The sequence below is a fragment of the Dactylosporangium sp. CS-047395 genome (assembly GCF_050942185.1).
In the GTDB taxonomy this organism is placed as follows: domain Bacteria; phylum Actinomycetota; class Actinomycetes; order Mycobacteriales; family Micromonosporaceae; genus Dactylosporangium.
The window spans coordinates 11,039,115-11,054,147 of the sequence record NZ_CP192015.1 but is presented as its reverse complement, the minus strand read 5'-3'; the positions used below and the strand labels follow the sequence as shown (position 1 = coordinate 11,054,147).

The 15,033-nt window shown below is 69.2% G+C and carries 13 protein-coding genes; 8 read left to right on the top strand and 5 right to left on the bottom strand.

The genetic code is table 11. From position 1 onward, the window contains the following. Positions 1-2: 2 nt before the first annotated feature. From ACQP00_RS51580 to ACQP00_RS51570, 3 genes are read left to right on the top strand one after another with little or no spacing between them, the layout of a single operon-like run. Positions 3-923, top strand: coding sequence for a hypothetical protein (locus ACQP00_RS51580; protein WP_433212001.1), 921 nt, complete (start codon positions 3-5; stop codon positions 921-923). A 40-nt stretch (positions 924-963) separates the two neighbouring features. After that, positions 964-1,659 carry a response regulator transcription factor gene (locus ACQP00_RS51575; RefSeq protein WP_433211998.1) on the top strand — a complete coding sequence of 232 codons (696 nt, stop codon included), beginning with the start codon at positions 964-966 and terminating at the stop codon, positions 1,657-1,659. A 35-nt stretch (positions 1,660-1,694) separates the two neighbouring features. Continuing rightward, positions 1,695-3,125, top strand: a complete 1,431-nt coding sequence (locus tag ACQP00_RS51570; protein WP_433211995.1) for a sensor histidine kinase — start codon at positions 1,695-1,697, stop codon at positions 3,123-3,125. A gap of 260 nt (positions 3,126-3,385) precedes the next feature. Here ACQP00_RS51570 and ACQP00_RS51565 read toward each other — a convergent pair whose 3' ends face one another. Both ACQP00_RS51565 and ACQP00_RS51560 read right to left on the bottom strand, forming a co-directional pair. Then, on the bottom strand, positions 3,386-4,048 hold the full coding sequence (locus ACQP00_RS51565) for a response regulator (RefSeq protein ID WP_433211992.1): 663 nt from the start codon (positions 4,046-4,048) through the stop codon (positions 3,386-3,388). A 244-nt stretch (positions 4,049-4,292) separates the two neighbouring features. After that, positions 4,293-5,489 carry a sensor histidine kinase gene (locus ACQP00_RS51560; RefSeq protein ID WP_433211990.1) on the bottom strand — a complete coding sequence of 399 codons (1,197 nt, stop codon included), beginning with the start codon at positions 5,487-5,489 and terminating at the stop codon, positions 4,293-4,295. A 256-nt stretch (positions 5,490-5,745) separates the two neighbouring features. Between ACQP00_RS51560 and ACQP00_RS51555 the strand changes: the two genes are divergently transcribed. Continuing rightward, complete coding sequence (locus ACQP00_RS51555) at positions 5,746-6,396, top strand: ABC transporter ATP-binding protein (protein ID WP_433211987.1); 651 nt, start codon at positions 5,746-5,748, stop codon at positions 6,394-6,396. Between the two features lie 23 nt (positions 6,397-6,419). Beyond that, a complete protein-coding gene (locus tag ACQP00_RS51550) occupies positions 6,420-9,164 on the top strand; it encodes an FtsX-like permease family protein (RefSeq protein ID WP_433211984.1) in 2,745 nt (914 codons plus the stop codon). A gap of 813 nt (positions 9,165-9,977) precedes the next feature. Here ACQP00_RS51550 and ACQP00_RS51545 read toward each other — a convergent pair. Then, entirely contained in the window at positions 9,978-10,415 is a 438-nt protein-coding gene (locus ACQP00_RS51545) for a Rieske (2Fe-2S) protein (RefSeq protein WP_433211981.1), read from the bottom strand. Between the two features lie 14 nt (positions 10,416-10,429). Beyond that, a complete protein-coding gene (locus ACQP00_RS51540; protein ID WP_433224328.1) occupies positions 10,430-10,999 on the bottom strand; it encodes a DUF6529 family protein in 570 nt (189 codons plus the stop codon). On the opposite strand from ACQP00_RS51540, the gene ACQP00_RS51535 reads away from it, so the two are divergent. Next, a complete protein-coding gene (locus ACQP00_RS51535; protein ID WP_433224378.1) occupies positions 10,947-11,267 on the top strand; it encodes a hypothetical protein in 321 nt (106 codons plus the stop codon). The two genes, ACQP00_RS51540 and ACQP00_RS51535, sit on opposite strands and share 53 nt — an antisense overlap. A 195-nt stretch (positions 11,268-11,462) precedes the next feature. Here ACQP00_RS51535 and ACQP00_RS51530 read toward each other — a convergent pair whose 3' ends face one another. Next, a complete protein-coding gene (locus ACQP00_RS51530) occupies positions 11,463-12,155 on the bottom strand; it encodes a hypothetical protein (protein WP_433211978.1) in 693 nt (230 codons plus the stop codon). 192 nt (positions 12,156-12,347) lie between these two features. Here ACQP00_RS51530 and ACQP00_RS51525 point away from each other — a divergent pair, with 192 nt between their 5' ends. After that, entirely contained in the window at positions 12,348-14,252 is a 1,905-nt protein-coding gene (locus tag ACQP00_RS51525; RefSeq protein ID WP_433211975.1) for an adenylate/guanylate cyclase domain-containing protein, read from the top strand. Beyond that, complete coding sequence (locus tag ACQP00_RS51520; protein WP_433211972.1) at positions 14,249-14,905, top strand: Crp/Fnr family transcriptional regulator; 657 nt, start codon at positions 14,249-14,251, stop codon at positions 14,903-14,905. Before ACQP00_RS51525 ends, ACQP00_RS51520 begins: the two co-directional genes overlap by 4 nt. Positions 14,906-15,033 lie beyond the last annotated feature (128 nt).

Sequence of the window (15,033 nt, the reverse complement as noted above, 5' to 3'; positions counted from 1 at the left end):
GGATGAAGATAAGCCTGCTGTTCGTACTGGCCGCGAGCGCCGCGCTCGGAATCGCGCTGCGCTCGCCGCTGTTCGTGACCGTGGGCGGGTTGATCGCGTTCGGGGCGCTGCACAATGTGCTCGAGCTGCGGTACGTCGCCGGGCGGTTCTCGTCGCTGCTCACCGGGCGGTTTCTCGCGGTGCTGCTCGGGTTGATCACGGCGATCGTGCTGTGCCGGCTGGCGGCGCTCGTGGTGGGGGAGCCGGCGCGCTATGCAGAAATTCTTATCGGCTATGCCGTGCTTGCGGCCGCCTGTGTCCATGGACTTCGGGGGTGGCGGTTGGGTGCGGCGCTTTTCACCGTGGTTGTGGCGCTAGCGGGGTCGTTGACGTTTGCACAGTACCATTTCGTGATTTTGGCGCATTTGCATAATCTTGTCCCGCTGTTTTTCTTGTGGGAGTGGGCGGGTCGGCTGCGGCGGCCGGGGCTGTTCCGGTGGACGCAGGTCGCGTGGATTCTCGTGGTGCCGGTGCTCGTGCTGCTCGGCACCTTCGATTTCGCGCTGTCGTCGTCCGGGGCCTTTGCGCGCTTCGGCATCGCGCCGCCCGGCTCCTCCGAGCTCATCGGGACGCGGTTCCTCGTCGTGTTCGCCTTTCTGCAAACCATGCACTATTTCGTGTGGGTCTATTTCCTGCCGCGGTACGCCCCGGAAGCGCCCACATTCTTGCTCGGCCGGCGCGCCTGGCTGCTCGGGCTCGGACTGGCCGCGCTGCTCGCCATTCCGTTCGCCATCGACTTCGCGAGCGGCCGCGCGCTGTACGCCGCGTTCGCCTCGTACCACGCGTACCTGGAGTTCCCGGTGCTGCTGGCGGCCGTCGCAGGCGGTTCACAGCTCGTTTTCAGGGAAACCGCATCGGACCGTCAGGTACCGGCGGCAGTCTGATGGAGACAAGGGAACTTTCTGACGCAACCTGGAGCGAATCATGACGCGGCTGCTTGTGGTCGACGACGAGCCCGACATCGTCGAACTGCTCTCCGCGAGCCTGAAGTACCACGGCTACGACGTCGCCAGCGCCACCAGTGGCCGCCAGGCGATGGAGGAGGCCCGCCGCTTCCGGCCCGACATGATCCTGCTCGACGTCATGATGCCCGAGCTCGACGGCTTCGAGGTCCTGCGCAAACTCCGCGGCGAGGGCACCCGTGTGCCCGTGCTCTTCCTGACCGCCCGCGACGCCACCGAGGACAAGATCAAGGGCCTCACGCTCGGCGGCGACGACTACGTCACCAAGCCCTTCAGCCTGTCCGAGATCCTGGCCCGCATCCAGGCCGTCCTGCGCCGCGTCGCCGACCCGGCCGGCGGCTCCGCCGTCCAGACCTCGCGCCTCAACTTCGCCGACATCGAGCTCGACGAGGACACGCACGAGGTGTTCAAGGCGGGCCAAGAGGTCCAGCTCTCGCCGACCGAGTTCAAGCTTCTCCGGTACTTCATGACGAACCCCGGCCGCGTCCTGTCCAAGGCCCAGATCCTGGACCACGTGTGGCAGTACGACTTCGGCGGCGACGCGGGCGTCGTGGAGTCCTACGTCTCCTACCTGCGCAAGAAGATCGACACGTCCGAGCCCCGCCTGCTGCACACCCTGCGCGGCGTCGGGTACTCCCTGCGGCTGCCCCGGACATGAAATCCTGGCCGCTCCGCGTCAAGCTAGTCGTCCTCATGCTCGTCCTGCTCGCGGCGGCCCTCACAACAACCGGCATAGCCGGCGTCGTCAGCACGCGCGACTATTTGATCGACCGCCTGGACGCCCAACTCCTCGACAGCGTCGACCAGGCCACACACAACTGCATGATCAAGCCCTCCGACATGGGCAACGGCCCCGGCGCTCCGGTCCAGCGCAACGGCTACTTCGTCGCGTGCGGCCAACGCGACGGCTCCTTCGAGGACGCGGTCTTCACCAGGGCCACCGACAACCAGGCCAAGCCGGTCACCCCCGAAACCTGGGACGGCCTGGACGTCTCCCGCCTCTCGCCCGATGTGGCCGGCGCATACTCCACAGTGGAGTCACGCGACGGCACCGGCCACTCGTGGCGCGTCCTGACGGCCGTACAAACCAACCGCCCCAACCAGCCGCCGGTCGTCGTCGCCATCAGCTTCGACGAGATCGACAGCTCCGTCAGCCGCCAGGTCGTCATGAGCGCCACCATCGGCGGTTTCGTCCTGCTGGTGCTGGCCGTGGTCGCGTACGTCATGGTCCGCTCGAGCCTCCGCCCCTTGGTCGAGGTGGAGCAGACGGCCGAGGCCATCGCCGCCGGCGACCTGAGCCGGCGCGTACCCGAGTCCGACCCGCGCACCGAGGTAGGCGGCCTGGCCCAGGCCCTGAACACCATGCTGGGCCAAATCGAAACGGCCTTCGACGAACGCCGAGCCTCGGAGGAAGCGGCCCTCGCCTCGGAAGGCCGAATGCGCCGCTTCGTAGCCGACGCCTCCCACGAGTTGCGCACGCCGCTGACGTCGATCCGAGGCTTCGCCGAGCTGTACCGCCAGTCCGGCCAGACCGACGACAACATCCGCCGAATCGAACACCACGCCACGCGCATGGGCCTGCTGGTGGACGATCTGCTGCTGCTGGCCCGAATGGACCAGCAACGCCCCCTGGAAAAGCGCCCGGTGGACCTCCTCTCCCTGGCCACGGACGCGTTGATCGACGCCCGGGTAACCGCCACCGACCACCGCCTACGCCTACGCACCCCGAACAGCGAGGACGACGACGCCGACACCGAGGCCCCCATCGTCCTGGGCGACGAGGCCCGCCTGCGCCAGGTCCTGCAAAATCTCCTGTCCAACGCCCTGAACCACACGCCGGCCGGCACGGAGGTAACGGTCTTCGTAGGCACAGACGCCGACAAGGCCATCCTGGAGGTATCGGACAACGGCCCCGGCATGACCGAGGACGACGCGGCACGAGTCTTCGAACGCTTCTACCGCACCGACCCAAGCCGAACCAGAGCCCTGGGCGGCAGCGGCCTGGGCCTCTCAATCGTCGCGGCCCTGGTCAAAGCCCACAACGGCGAGGTAACCCTGAAGACCGCCCCCGCCAAAGGCGCAACCTTCCGCGTGACGATCCCCCTGCTGCACCCCGACCACTGAAACCCGCCCCGGCTCGTCCCGCAGCACCTTTCGCCGCGCGCAGCCGGTTCGGCGAGGGCTTCTCAGCTCGGGCGGGTTTTCGGTTCGGCGGCAGGTTTTCGTTTCGACGGCGGGTCTTCGGTTCGGCGGCGGGTTTTCGGCTCCGCGGCGGTGGGTCTTGGCTCGGCGGCGGCGGTCTTGGGCTCAGCTGCGGGTTTTCGGTTCGGCGGTGAGTCTTTGGCTCGGCGGTGGGGGTTTCGGTTCAGCGGCGGGTCTTCGGTTCAGCTGGCGGCGGTGATCAACGCGGTCTCGTACGCCACGATCACCATCTGCGCCCGATCTCGCACCTCAAGCTTCGCCAAAATCCGCCCAATATGCGTCTTCACCGTGGCCAAACTCAACCCGAGATGGTCGGCAATCTCGGTATTCGACAACCCCCGCCCAACCAGAACAAGCACCTCCCGCTCCCGCCCCGTAACCCCATCGAGCCGCCGCGGAAGAGGCCGCTCCGGCTGCGGCCGCCGAGCAAACTCCGCGATGAGCCGCCGAGTGACCGACGGCGACAGCAGCCCCTCCCCACCAGCCACAACCCGAACCCCACTGAGCAACTCAGCCGGCGGCGTGTCCTTGAGCAAGAACCCACTAGCCCCAGCCCGCAGCGCCCCAAACACGTACTCATCCAGGTCAAACGTCGTCAACATCAACACCCGCACCCCACCCAGCTCCGGATCAGAACAAATCCGCCGCGTGGCCTCAATCCCGTCCATCGAGGGCATCCGCACATCCATGAGCACCACATCCGGCCGCAGTTCTCCCGCCAGCCGAAGCGCCTCATCCCCAGTCCCAGCCTCCCCAACCGTGCTGCACTCCCCACTCAGATCAAGCAGCGCCCGAAAGCTCCCTCGCAGCAACGCCTGATCGTCAGCAATCAACACCCGAATCACGCCCCACCTCCAGCCACCATTTGCCCCCGCCACCATTGGCTCCACCATCCCTCGGCCCGCCGTCTCTTGGCCCGCCATCTCTTGGCCCGCCATCTCTTGGCCCGCCGTCTCTTGGCCCGCCGTCCTCGCTCCGCCGTCCTCGCTCCGCCGTCCCTTGCTCCGCCATCTCTCGCCCACTGTCACCCGCCGCGTGCTTTCCTCGCCCTGTGCGCCGTGGACGGCCGTTCGCCTCGCCCCGCGTGGGTCATGCGATGCCGCCGGCTGGTAGTAGGGCGCGGACGGTGAAGCCGCCCTCGGGGCGGGGGCCGGCGGTGAAGGTGCCGCCGTGGAGGGCGACGCGTTCGCGCATGCCCATCAGGCCGTGGCCGGTGCCGGTGCCGGTGCCGGTGGGGCGGGGTGGGCGCTTGCCGTCGTCGTTCACTTCGATGCGGACCTCGGCGGCGTTGACGACGACGCTGACCTGGCACTCGGCCGGGGCTGCGTGCTTGACGACGTTGGTGATTGCTTCCTGCACGATGCGGTACACGGCCAAGCCCACCGACTCGGGCACCTTCTCCATCGTGGTCTTGTCCGGCGGGGCGACGTCGAGTTGGACGCGGACGCCGCCGAATGAGGCCATCTCGACCAGGCCCGGCAGGTCGTCCAGGCCGGGTGTTGGGGCGTAAGGCGTGTCCTCGCGCAGCATGTCAAGGACGCGGCGCACCTCGAGCATCGCCGCCCGGCCCGTCTTCTCGATCACCTGGAGTGCGTCGCGTGCCTCGGCCGGGCTGGTATCGGCGACGTGGTTGCCGACCGCGGCCTTCACCACGATGAGCGTCATCGTGTGGGCGATGACGTCGTGCAGCTCGCGGGCCACTCGAAGGCGCTCCTCGACCGCTGCCTTCTGAATCGCCTGCTCGTTGCGTTCGGCGGTCTGGGCCCTCCGCTCGCCGATCGCGAAGCCGAGCGTCTGGGCCGGGGAGGTGGCGAAGAGGCCGAAGAAGCTGGCCATGATCAGCGAGGGGCTGTCGCTCGACGGCGGCTCGTCCGACAAGAGCATCGGCACGACCATGCAGGCGCTGATCAGCAGGCCGCCGACCACGACGCCGGCGATGCCCTTCCAGTCCCGTGCGACCGTTCCGAACGTGTAGAAGACGAGCGCGAGTGCGATGGCCGGACCTGCGGCCGCGAAGGTCGGGACGATCTGGGCGCCCAGGGCGAGCATTGATGCGGCCACGACGAGGAACACGGCGTGGAAGGGCCAGCGCCGTCTGAGGGCGACGGGCAGCCCGAGCGCAAGCGCCACGACTGCCGAGAGCCAGATCGGCTCCGTCCAACCTCCTTGCGGTACCGCGAGCGCCGCGAAGAAGCACACCAGCGTGGTGGCCGCTGCGGAGGACGCGTCGAGCGTGTAAAGACCTCTTGGACCGAGCCTCCGGGTTAGGACTGGTGGTAGATCCATGGGCTCGACGGTAGCGGTCGGCGGGGTTTTGCGCGTCGGCCTGGGAGCCGTCATACCCAGGTATGAGAACCGGGCCATTTACCCTTCGGCGTACGACCCTGGGCCGAACGAAAAGTGTCCATCACGGTCCGATGCGCGACCACAGCCCGACGCGGCATCGTTACCGGCCATGACGACGCAAACGGTGGTCCTGAAGGACGTCCGAGCCGCCTACGGTGACGGACCTCGGCAGCTCATCGCGCTTGACGGAGTCTCGGTGGCATTCGAGCGCGGCACGTTCACAGCGGTGATGGGCCCGAGCGGCTCGGGCAAGTCGACGCTGCTGCACTGCGCGGCCGGCCTCGACCGCCCGGTCGGCGGCTCGGTCACCGTCGACGGGGTCGTGCTCGACGAGCTCACCGAGGACGACCTGACCCGGCTCCGGCGCGACCGGATCGGGTTCGTGTTCCAGGCCTTCAATCTGGTCTCAGCACTCACCGCGGAGCAGAACGTGTCGCTACCGATGCGCCTCGCCGGGCGCCGTCCATCGCCAGCCGACGTGGTGGCGGCGCTGACCGCGGTCGGGCTCGCTGGCCGGCTCCGACATCGCCCGAGCGAGCTCTCCGGCGGCGAGCAGCAGCGGGTCGCCGTCGCGCGGGCGCTGATCAGCCGACCGGCAGTTGTCTTCGCCGACGAGCCGACGGGCGCGCTGGACAGCGCGACCTCCCGCCACGTCCTCGACCTGCTGCGGACGCTGGTTGACGAGCACGCGCAGACCGTGGTGATGGTGACCCACGACCCGGTCGCCGCCGCCCGCGCAGACCGCATCGTCTTTCTGGCTGACGGCCGAATCGTCGACGACATCCAGGGACCGCTTGCGGCGGAGAAGATCGCGGCCCGCACGACCCAGCTGGAGAAGGCATGCTGAGCGCCGTAGCTGGAGGGGTCGTCGTGGCGAAGCTCCGACGGATGGCCGGCGCGCTCGTTGCCGTGGCGATCGGGATCGCGCTGGTGATGTTGGCCCTGCTGCTGCTCCTTGCCGGACGGCCGATCGTGCCCGAACGGCTCGCGGCGGCTGCGGTTGTTGTCGATGCGCTCGACAGCCACAGTCCCGCCGAGGCCTTCCCGCCGACGGTGCCGTGGTCCTCGGCGAGGGCGGAGGAGTTGAGCCGAGGCCTTGGCGAGCTGCCTGGTGTTGAAGCAGTTGTCGTCGATCGCAGCTTCTACGTCCAGGCGCTCGTCGATGGGCGGCCACCCGCGGTTGAGGGGCAGCGGCAGGACACGTACGAGGGGCATGGGTGGTCGTCGGCTCGGCTTGGAGGGCTGGCGCTCGTGGACGGCGAGCCGCCGCGCCGTGCGGGTGAGGTCGTCGTGGACCGGGCGCTCGGGTTCCGGCCCGGGAGTTCGGTGACGTTGCTGATGGCGACGGGGCCCGTGCCGTACACCGTGACGGGGTTGGTCGATGCGCCTGGCTATCTGGTGGCGGACGATGTTGCGGCTCGACTGGCGCCGGGGGTTCGGGCGATTGGGCTGGTGCTCGAGCCCGGCGCGGATCCGGGAACGGTGGCAGCGGCTGCGCGAGGGGTGGTCGGGGGCGACGGCCGGGTGCTGACCGGGGACGAGCGGGGTGTGTTGGAGCCGCGCGACGATGCTCGGGCGCGGTGGATCGGCATGCAGGCGCTCACCGGTGTGGCGACGTTGGCCGGGTTCGTCACGGTGTTCGTCGTCGCGTCGACGTTCGCGTTCACCGTTGCTCAACGGCGGCGCGAGCTCGGGCTGCTCCGGGCGGTCGGGGCGACACCTCGGCAAGTGCGGCGCATGGTGTACGGCGAGGCGCTCGTCGTCGGAAGTACCGGCGCGGTCCTCGGGGTCGTCGTCGGGGCGGCGCTGGCTCCGCTGGTGGGGCGGGCGCTGGTTGGGACGGGGCTGGAGCCGGCGACGTACGAGGTGCGGTACGGGCCGCTGCCGTTCCTGCTCGCGCTCGGGCTGGGGCCGGTGGTTGCGCTGCTCGGGGCCTGGTCGGCGGCGCGGCGGGCGGCACGGGTGCGGCCGCTGGAGGCGTTGCGGGAGGCGGCCGTCGAGCGGCGGCCGATGGGGCGGCTGCGCTGGATCGTCGGCGGCTTGCTGGTGATGGTCGGCGTGGGGTTCGCGATCGGCACCGCGACGGCGGACGACGCGCAGGACGGGGCCACGCTTGCTTTGTACAGCGCGATGGCTCTGGTGACCGGGATGGTGGGGTTGGCGCCGGCGGCGGTACCGCTGATTGTGGGGCTGTGGCGCCTGCCGTTCCGGCGCGGTGGTGGGGCGATCGGGCTGTTGGTGCGGGAGGGCGCGCTGACTGCGGCCCGGCGGACGGCGTCCACGGCCGCGCCGGTGCTGCTGACGGTGGCGTTCGCCGTGCTGGTGGCGGGGATGGTGCAGACGACGACGGCGGCCTACGCGGCGGGGCGGGCGGCGGACGTCGATGCCGGGCAGGTGCTGGTGCCGGACCGTACGCCGGGGCTGTCGGATGCCGCGGTGACCGCGGTGCCCGGTGCGGCGATGCTGCCGAGCACGGTGTTCGGCCGGGACGATGCCGCGGGAGCCGATCGACGGGCGTGGAACGTGCTGGGCGTCGATCCGGCCGCGTTCGCCGAAGCCGACCGAGGAGCGAAGGTGCTGGCCGGCTCGCTCGGGGACCTGAAAGGTCAGGGCCCAGAAGGTAAGACCGGGGCGGCTCAGCCTGGTTTGGGAGGCGACGGCGCGGCGGGGGCGTCTGGCGTGGACCAGCGTGGTGTTGGGGGCGACGGCGCGGCGGGGGCGTCTGGGGTGGACCAGCGTGGTGTTGGGGGCGACGGCGCGGCGGGGGCGTCTGGGGCGGACCCGCGCGGTGTTGGGAACGACGGCGCGGCGGGCGCGTCTGGCGTGGACCAGCGCGGTGTCGGGGGCGAGGACACGGCGGTCGGGAAAGGGCCGGGGCGGCGCGATGAGTATCCGGCGGTGGTCACGGAGTCGGTGCGTCGTGGCGTAGGGGATGAGTATCCGGTGGTGTTCGCCGATGGCGAGCGGGTGTCGTTGCGGGTGGTGGCGGTGGTGGCGGATCGGTCGGTACGAGCGGATCTGTTGCTGAGTCGCGAAGTGGTGCGGCGGCATGATCCGTCGGCGTTGACGTCGGCCGTCTACCTGTCTGGTGCGAAGGCTGCCGGGTCGGGGGCGTCTGCCGGGTCCGGGGGGCAGGTCATTACGCCGGCCGGGACTGGGGCGAGGGTTATCGACCTGGCTACGTGGGCTGCGGAGGCCGACAGTGCCGAGGATCGGCTGGTGTGGCTGTTCACGCTGATGCTGATTGGGGTGTCGGCCGGGTACGGGGCGATTGCGGTTGCGAACACGCTGCTGATGGCGGCTCAAGGGCGGGCGGCTGATCTGCGGGTGATGCGGCTGGCCGGCGCTACTCGGCGGCAGGTGGCTTGGTATGTCGCGGCGGAGTCGGCGTTCGTTGTGTTGATCGGGGCGGTGCTTGGCGGGGTGGTCGCGTTCGGGGCGCTGATCAGCATTCGAGCGGGGCTCAGTCAGCAGGTTGGGGCGGCGGTTGCGCTGGTGGTGCCGTGGTCGGTCATTGCGGGAGTGGTCGGGCTCTGCCTGCTGCTCGCGCTGCTCGCCGGGGTGCTGCCGACTCGGCGGATGCTGCGGGAACGAGCGATTCGGATGCCGTCGTGAACCGGGCCAGCCGCAGGAAGCGTCGAGGTGCGGTGATCGAGAGCAGGGTGCCTGGTGGAAGCCGGGTCGTGGTCAGGAGCCGCGGTAGACGTAACCGAGCGCAGGGTGTCGGGTGGCAGCCGGGTCGTGGCCGGAAACCGTGGCGGGCGTTACCGAGTGCAGGGGTTTCGGGTGGCAGCCGGGTCGTGGCCGGAAACCGTGGCGGGCGTTACCGAGTGCAGGGGTTTCGGGTGGCAGCCGGGTCGTGGCCGGAAACCGTGGCGGGCGTTACCGAGTGCAGGGGTTTCGGGTGGCAGCCGGGTCGTGGCCGGAAACCGTGGCGGGCGTTACCGAGTGCAGGGGTTTCGGGCGGAAGCCGGGTCGTGGCCGGAAACCGTGGCGGGAGTAACCGAGAGCAAGGTGTCCGGTGGAAGCCGGGACATGGCCAGAAACCGCGGCAGGCGAAACAGTGCGGCTATTGGGGCGGGGCGCGGATTCAGGAGGAGCGACTGAAGCGGACGGCGTAAGGAGGAGCGACTTAAGCGAACGGCGTAGGAGGAGCGGAGGAGGAGCGACCAAAGCCGAAGTGGCGGTGGCGTAGGAGGAGCGGAGGAGGAGCGACCAAAGTCGAAGTGGCGGTGGCGTAGGAGGAGCGGAGGAGAAGCGACCAAAGCGGTAGTGGCGGCGGCTTGGTTAAGGGAGCGGAGGAAAGTCGGATGCCGGGGCGGATGTGTGGTGGTGCGGCTCGGAGTCGGTGGGTTGGAGGGCGACGACACACGAGGGCCCGCCGACGGTCCTGTGTGGACGGTTGGCGGGCCCTCGATCCTGTGGGAGTCAGGCTTTGGAGATGGCGTCGTCCGTCACCTTGATGGGGATGGCGGCCAGCGCTTTCTTGGCGGGGCCAGCGGCTACCGAGCCGTCGGCGAGTTTGAAGCGGCTCCCGTGGCAGGGGCAGTTGATGGTGCCTTCCGCTACCTCGCCGACTACGCAGCCGGCGTGGGTGCAGATGGCGGTGAAGCAGCGGAAGGTGCCGGCTGTGGGTTGGGTTACTACGAGCTTCTGGTCCGGGAAGATTTTGCCGCCGCCTACCGGGATGTCGGCGGGGGTGGCCAAGGGGGTGCCTGGTTGGGAGCCGGAACTCTTCGGGGTGGCGTCGTTGCCGGGTTGGGCGTTGGCGGTGTCCAGGCCGTACGCGGCGCAGCCTGAGAGCGCTGTGGCCACGCCGATGGCGGCGGTGCCGGTCAGCAGGGTGCGGCGGGTGGGGGTGTGCATGGTTCTTCGCCCCTTCAGAGCTTGACGCCGAACGTGGTGAAGAACCACAGAGCGGAGGTGACGAACAGGCCGGACAGCGCGGTGAAGACGAGGCCGCCGAGGACGGGGAGGGCCCAGCCGGGGACGCCCTTTCTGGTGAGGACCAGCATCTTGGCCGCGAAGGCGCCGTAGAAGAAGCAGCCGAGGAGGGAGTGCAGGAGGACGCGGGTGTCGTAGTCGTCGAAGCCGAGCGCGTACAGGCAGTGCAGGGCCACGGGAATGGAGGCGATGAAGGCCAACCGACCCGACCAGCGGTGGACCGGGCCCAGCCAGGGGGCGTCCTTGAAGAGCTGGAGCTTGCCGTACATGACCAGGGCGGTGAACAGCTGGACCAGGGCCAGCAGGAAGGAGAGAGTGGCCAGCCAGACCTTGACCGTTGCCGGACTGGAGAAACCGGCGAGGTTGACGGCCACGCCCGTTGGTTCGTGGAGCTTGCCGTAGACGCCGATGCCGGCCGCGATCAGGCAGGCGACCAGGAACGGGACGATCAAGGTGGCCGCGGTCTTCGGGCTGGTCGGAGCGATGACCGGCTCCGCCGGGTCCAACGAAACCGGCAAGGCAGTAGCAACCGACGCCGAACCCACCACGCGGTCAGCCGGCGCCGGCGGCGAAGAAACAGCCGCCGGAGACGAGGAGACAGGGGAGGAGGAGACCGGAGACGAGGAGACCGGAGACGAGGAGACCGGAGACGAGGAGACCGGAGACGAGGAGACCGGAGACGAGGAGGCCGAAGACGAGGAGACCGGAGAAGAAGAGACAGGAGAAGAAGAGACAGGAGAAGAAGAGACAGGAGCAGGGATAGGGCCGGTGTAGGAAGGCAGACCGGTCGGCGCCGAGTAAGGCAAAGGCGCGGAGTACAGCGGATCAACCGTAAAAGACTGCGGTTGAGAGCCATAAGAAAGCGACGGAGGAAGCGGCGACGGATCGGGAATCGGCGGAAACTCCACCGGCTTGAGCGGGGCGTCGTCCGGAGGGTTGGTCGGGGCGGCCATGTCAGGGCTCCTGGGCTCAGTATCCGGACGCGGGACTGGTCGGCTCGATGGACACGTTCGTGCCGTCGACCACGGCGGTCTTGTTGTTCACGTCGAAGGGAGGAGCCGGCTGGAGGACGCCGTTGCGGTTCTGCACGCCCACCTGGGTGCCGTCGGGCAGGACGATCCAGCTCGCGTCGAGCTTCTTGCGGAGGCTGGTCTGGGAGCGGTACAGGCCGGAGGGAGGAGCGACCGCCTTGAGCGTGAAGGTGTAGGTCTTCGCGCCCGCGGTCACGGTGCCCTTGATCTGGCCGGCGTTGTAGGTGGCGACGAGCTTTCCGGTGAGCTTGGCGCTGTTGAGCTGCGCCTCGCCGTTGGCCATCTCGCCGTCCATCCAGGCCTCGGCGGCCTTGCCGTCGCAGACGTAGGCGATCGCCTTGCCGTTGTGGACGACCACGCCCAGCGAGGCGGCGCCGCCGTCGACGGCGCCCGCGTAGGTAATGGTGCCGGTCTGGGCGGCTTTCCCGGAGCCGTCTCCCGGGGCGGAAGAGGCCGCAGAAGGGGTCGGGGAAGGAGTAGGGGCCGCAGAGGTGGCAGCGGCCGGCGGGGGTTGGTCCTCCGCGGCGTTGTTGCGGGCCAAGTCGTTGCCGACGCTGACATTCATGCCGTACAGCACGCCGGCCACGAGGACGCCGGCGCCCAAGGTCAGCAGCGGTGCCTTGAATTTCATGATGACTCCCACAGGTTGGCGGCACACGCACTGGGTGCCGTGAACTCATGGAACCGAGGATCGCCGGGCCTGTCTGCGTCGAAAGACGCACAACGGGGATGCCGCGAATGTCCAGAACGAGACGGGCCGGATCCGCTCGGAAGGTGCGACCCTTATCGCTGCCAACAGCGCAACAAAACCAAGGGGGCGCAGATGCCACGCGTCATCGTTTGGGCGGCGCATCTCGCGTTGCCGCTCGCCGGGCTCTGGCTGCTGCTGAGCCGGCCCGGAACCGACGTCATCTGGCAGCATCACGAGGCGCATTTCTGGCTCGTGCTCGTGGTGGCGGCGATCAATGTCATTGTCGGCGTGGCGATGAGCATCGCGGCCAAGCGGCGGGCCGACGGGCGGCTGTTCCTGGTCTCGCTGGTGTTTCTCGCCGCGGCCGGGTTTCTCTTCGCGCACGCGCTCGCCACGCCCGGCGTGCTCATCGGGCACCCCAATGCCGGGTTCGATCAATCGATGGCGGTCGGGCTGATCGTCGGGTCGGTGCTCGCCGTGCTGTCCTCGTTGCCGTTGAAGGCGGGCATCACCGGGTGGCAGCTGGCGCTCCGGATCGCGCTGGGCATTCTGCTGTTCATCTGGATCGTCTGGTCGTTGTCGGATCTGCCGCCGCTCTCGCGGCAGGATCAGATTCGCGACGTCGAGGGACCGCTGGTCTGGGTGTCGTGGCTCGCCGTGGCGCTGTATGTGGGGGCGGCGGTGCGCTTCTTCATGCTGTACCGGCGAAATCCCGGTGCTGTTCTCATTTCCGTCGTGACCGCGTTCGCGCTGCTGGCCGAGGCGATGGTCACCGTCACGCTGGCCGACAAATGGCGGCTGTCGTGGTGGGAGTGGCACCTCATCCTGACGGCCGCGTTCCTTTTCGTGGCGTACAGCGCCTACGTGCAGTACCGCCGCGAAGGAAGCGCGTCGGGGCTCTTCGACGGAATCGCGATGGCCGCGACCAACCGGCGGATCCGCGAGCAGTATGCGGCCGCGCTGGAGGAACTGGTGGCCGCGCTGCAGGAGTCCGAGCAGGGTGCGGCGCCCGAGCGGCTGGCGGCGCGGATGGCCGAGCGTTTCGGGCTGACCGAGAAGCAGGCCGAGGTGCTGGACCGGGCGGCCGCGGCGCTGGTGGCCGAGCGGGAATTGTCGGAGCGGCTCGGGGCCCTGGTCGCGGTGGGCGAGCAGGCGCGGGTCGGCGCCGGTGAGAAGGAGTTCCTCGAGAAGGCGGCCGAGGCGGTGCGGGGTTCATTCGGCGACGTCAAAGTGAACCTGATCGCTGACGGCAAGCTCGAAGAACAGCCGGACTCGTTGCCGCTGACCGTCAAGAACATCAAGGCGGGCGCCGTCGCGATTCCGAGGACCACGCGGGACGAGCTGCGCCAGACGCTCGCGCATCAGCTGTCCATCGGACTGGAGAATGCGCGGTTGTACGGCGAACTCTCCACATTGTTCCGCCAGTACATGTCGCCGGATGTCGCGGCCGCGCTGCTCGCCGATCCCGATCAGGCGGCGCTGGGCGGGCGGCTGGTCGACGTGACCGCACTGTTCGCGGATCTGCGCGGATTCACGACCTACTCCGAGGCCGTCGAACCGGGCGACATCGTGGAGATGCTCAACCGGTACCACGGCGTCGCGGTTCCTTGCATTCTCGACAACGGCGGCACCATTGTGCAGTTCGTCGGGGACGCGCTGCTGGCGCTGTTCAACGCGCCCGCGCGGCAGGAGGACCACGAGGCCCGGGCGGTGCGGGCGGCGCTGCAGATGCAGGAGGCGGTGCGCGGGATCGCCGAGGGGCACCCCGACTGGCCGCGGTTCCGCGTCGGGGCGAACACCGGGCCGGCGCTCGTGGGCAACATCGGCAGCGAGTCGTTGCGCGGGTTCAACGCGATGGGCGACGCGGTGAACGTGGCCGCGCGGCTGCAGACGATCGCCGAGCCCGGGCAGGTGGTGATCGGCGGGGTCACGTACGACGCGATCGCCGAGCGGGTCGCCGCCACGCCGCTGGGCGAGCTGGAAGTGAAAGGTCGCCGACAGACAGTCCGGGCATATGTGGTGGAGACTTTGGCGTGACCGAGTTCTTCGATCTTCTGCACGCCGACGAGCAGGCCGCGCTGGAGGCCGCCGGGCATCGCAAGCAGTGGCGGCGGGCGGCGGTGATCTTCCGCGAGGCGAGCCCGTCCGAGGCGGTGGTCATCCTGCGGGCCGGGCGGGTCAAGGTCTCCTCCGACACCGCGTCGGGCACCGAGGTCGTCCTGGCCGTGCGCGGCCCGGGCGCGCTGCTCGGCGAGCTGTCGGCGATCGACGGGGGCCTCATGTCGGCGACCGTGACCGCGCTGGAGCCGGTGACCGCGCTGTCGGTGCCGTCACCGGACTTCGAGCGGTACCTGCTCGGGCACGCGCGCGTGTCGTTCCTGCTGATGCGCGAGCTGACCCGCCGGTTGCGCGACGCCGACCGCAAGCGCATCGAGTTCGGCGCCTACGACACCACCGGCCGGGTCGCGGCGCGGCTGGTCGAGCTGTCCGAGCGGTTCGGCGAGCGGACCCCGGAGGGGTTGCGCATCAGCCTGCCGCTGTCGCAGGACGAGCTGGCCGGCTGGACCGGCTCGTCGCGCGAGGCGGTCACAAAGGCCCTGCGCACGCTGCGTGAGGAGGGGCTCATCCAGACCGGACGACTCCACGTGATCGTCCATGATCTCGATGCGCTCAGAGACCGCGCTCAATGAACGGGTAGACCCTTGTTTTGACCCTTGCAACTATGCGCATACCCCGTTGTTGATCTTCGACAGCCTCCGTGAGCACCTAGTCTTCCGCGTCAGGTGCATCGAGGCATCGACACAGGGCCTCGGTGCTG